We start from the raw sequence: 3,102 nt of genomic DNA, 5'->3' as shown, positions 1-3,102 counted from the left end.
TGCCTGCCACGGTGAGGGCGTCGAAGACGTCGCGGACGCTCAGTTCCACGCCGAACTCGGTGCGGATCCGGCCCAGCAGCCGCATCGCGGCCATCGAATGGCCGCCCAGCGCGAAGAAGTCGTCGTGTACGCCGACGTCGTCCAGCCTGAGGATCTCCCGGAACAGCCCGGCCAGCCGGGTCTGCGTCCGGGTGGCGGGGCGGGCGTCACCGGTCATCGAGGACCAGTCGGGTGCGGGCAGTGCCCGGCGGTCCAGTTTGCCGTTCGGGGTCAGCGGCAGCGGACGGTCGAGGGGGACGACGAGCGCGGGGACCATGTACTCGGGCAGCAGCCCGGAGACATGGTCCCGCAGCGCCCGCGGGTCGAGTCCGGCACCGCCGTCGGGCACGGCGTACCCGACGAGACGCACGATGTCCCCGTCGCGGTCGGCGACCACGGCGGCCTGCGCGACCGCCGGATGTCCGGTGAGGGCGGCCTCGATCTCCCCCGGTTCGATCCTGAAGCCGCGGATCTTCACCTGGTCGTCGGTCCGGCCGAGGAAGTCGAGGTTGCCGTCCGGCCGCCGGCGGGCGCGGTCCCCCGTGCGGTACATGCGGCGGCCCGGCGGGCCGTACGGGTCGGCGACGAACCGCTCGGAGGTGAGCGCGGCCCTGCCGAGGTAGCCGCGGGCGAGTCCGCGCCCGGCGACGTACAGCTCCCCCGCCACGCCCGGCGGGACCGGACGGAGGTGCTCGTCGAGCACGTAGCAGCGGGTGTTGGGGTCGGGGCGGCCGATGGGGACCCGGCCCGGCGGGCGTACGCCGTGCTCGCGGGAGGACCACAGGGTGGAGTTGACCGTGGCCTCGGTGAGCCCGTAGGCGCAGAGGAGATGGGCGGTGGCGCCGAAGCGTTCGAACAGGTCCGGCGGGACCGTCTCGGTGCCGACCAGGACGGTCGATCCCCCGGGCAGTTCGCAGCCGGGAGGCAGGGCGGAGACCAGGGACGGGGGAAGGATCATGTGGGTGATCCGCCGGGCCGCCAGGAAGTCGGTGAGCGCCGGTCCGGCGACCCGTGCCTCGTCGGGGACGAGGACCAGACTGCCACCGTGGCACAGCGCCATCGACAGTTCGAAGACGAAGACGTCGAAGCCGGTGGAGGCGAACTGGAGCACCCTGCTGTCGCGTCGCAGTCCCATCCGGTCGACGGCGGTGGCGACCAGGCTGGAGATGCCCTCGTGGGAGACGACCACGCCCTTGGGCCGTCCCGTCGAACCGGAGGTGTAGATCACGTACGCGGCCCGGTCCAGCGCGACCGGGGGGACGTTCAGGGGGGTGGCGGTCGGCCGGTCGAGCGCGGCGACGGTCCCGGGGGCGTCGAGCAGCACCACGGGGACGTCCGCGACCTCGGGGATCTTTCCGGCCACCGGCTCGCTGCCGACGACGAGCGCGGCGCCCGAGTCCTCGATCATGTAGGCGAGGCGGTCGGCGGGATGTGCCAGGTCCAGGGGCAGGAACGCGGCGCCCAGTCTCAGCACGGCGAGCACGGTCGCGATCATGTCGGTCGAGCGGGGCAGGGCCACCCCGACCACGCTCTCGGCTCCCACCCCGTACGCGGCGAGCAGCCGTCCGATCCCGTCGGCCCGCGCGTCGAGCCCGGCGTACGTCACCGAGCGGGAGCGTTCGACGACGGCCACGGCGTCGGGCCGTTCGGCGAGCCGCCGGGCGAACTGGTCGGGCAGGGAAGCCTCTTCGACCTCCCGGGCGGTGTCGTTGAACTCCTCCAGGACCAGCCGCCGTTCGCCGGCGGAGAGGATCTCCGCCCGGGAGACGGGCCGGCCGGGCGCTGCGACGAGTGCGGTGACGAGCCTGCGCAGCCGTTCGCCGATCCGCTCGGCGGTGTCGCGGTCGAACAGCTCGGTGGCGTACTCCAGCCGGCAGCGGAGCGAGCCCTTCCCGCCGTCGGCCGGCTGGCGCTCGGTGAAGCCGAAGACCAGGTCGAACTTGGCCGAGCCGACCGTGAAGGGAAGGAACTCCACGGTGAGGCGCGGCAGTTCCAGCGCGTCGCCGGTGCGGACGTGGTGGCCGACCATCACCTGGAACAGCGGATTGCGGGAGAGGGAGCGGGTCGGGTTGATCGCCTCCACCACGGATTCGAAGGGCACGTCCGCGTGGGAGAACGCGGCCAGGTCGGTTTCGCGGATCCGGGTCAGCAGTTCGGTGAAACCGGGGTCGCCGCCGAGGTCGGCCCGGAGCACGAGGGTGTTGACGAAGAAGCCCACGAGGTCGTCCAGTGCCTGGTCGTCCCGGCCGGCCACCGGCGCGCCGAGCGGGATGTCCGTACCGGCGCCCATCCGGTGGAGCAGGGTGGCGACGACCGCGTGGACGGCCATGAACATGCTGGCGCCGGTCTCGCGGGCGAGCCGCGCGAGCCCTTGGTGCACGGTGGTGTCGAACTCGATGTCGACGACGGCTCCGGAGAACACCGGGCGCGCGGGCCGGGGCCGGTCGGCGGGCAGTTCGAGTTCCTCCGGTGCTCCCGCCAGCGTCGTGCGCCAGTAGGCGAGCCGGCGGGCGGCCTCGCTGTCCGGGTCGGCGGGGTCACCGAGGAGCCGCCGCTGCCAGAGGGCGTAGTCGGCGTACTGGACGGGCAACGGCCGCCATGCCGGGGCGGTACCGGCGGCGCGGGCGCGGTAGGCGGTGGCCAGGTCCCGCAGGAACGGGCGGTCCGACCACTCGTCGGTGGTGATGTGGTGCAGCAGCAGCACGACGACGTGGTCGTCGGGGGCGGTTTCCACCAGCGTGGCGCGCAGGGGCAGTTCGCGGGCGAGGTCGAACGGCCGGCCCACCACCGTGCCGACGACGGCCGGCACCTCCGCCTCGGTGGCCCGGACGTGCTCCACCACCGGGCGTGCCTCGCCCGCGGGCAGGACCCGCTGGAACACCTGGCCGTCGTGTTCGGCGAAGACCGTGCGCAGCGCCTCGTGCCGGCCGGTCACATCGCCCAGTGCGGCGGTCCACGCCGCGCGGTCGAGCGCGCCGCGCACCCGCATCACCAGCGGGAAGTTGTACGCGGCGGAGGCGCACTCGATCTGCTGGACGACCCACAGCCGCTGCTGGGCGTGGG

General features: G+C 73.7%; 1 protein-coding gene. It reads right to left on the bottom strand.

Going from position 1 to position 3,102, the window contains the following annotated elements; translation table 11 throughout:
• A partial coding sequence (locus B9S61_RS01260) for a non-ribosomal peptide synthetase (RefSeq protein ID WP_146064667.1) occupies positions 1-3,102 on the bottom strand: 3,102 nt, incomplete at both ends.

Source organism: Streptomyces sp. SM1 (assembly GCF_002910825.1).
Classification (GTDB): Bacteria; Actinomycetota; Actinomycetes; order Streptomycetales; family Streptomycetaceae; genus Streptomyces; species Streptomyces okerensis.
This window is presented reverse-complemented; position numbering and strand designations above follow the sequence as displayed.